Here is a 232-nt window from a genome sequence, read left to right as displayed (position 1 = left end):
GCGTGGTGCAGACCATCTCGCTGGTGATCAGCATCGACGCGTTCGCCGCGTTGTGGTTCATGCACATGGATTGGTGATGACGACCACAGCCGCCCCGGAAGAAGACACCCGCGTGGACCTGGCCGATGAAGACGGCCTGGCGATCCGCGTGCGTGGGCTGCCCAACCGCTTCGGCAGCCAGACCGTGCATGACGGGCTGGACCTGGACGTGCGCCGCGGCGAGATCCTGGGC

The 232-nt window shown here is 66.8% G+C and carries 1 pseudogene; it reads left to right on the top strand.

The annotated features are described in order from the left end of the window. Window positions 1-76: 76 nt before the first annotated feature. Window positions 77-232 (top strand): annotated as a pseudogene (locus tag ACQG3P_RS24595) (ABC transporter ATP-binding protein); the annotation flags it as partial.

Source organism: Stenotrophomonas sp. SrG (genome assembly GCF_050031795.1).
In the GTDB taxonomy this organism is placed as follows: domain Bacteria; phylum Pseudomonadota; class Gammaproteobacteria; order Xanthomonadales; family Xanthomonadaceae; genus Stenotrophomonas; species Stenotrophomonas rhizophila_A.
Note: the sequence above shows the minus strand (reverse complement) of the source record. Positions and strands in the feature narration are given on the sequence as shown.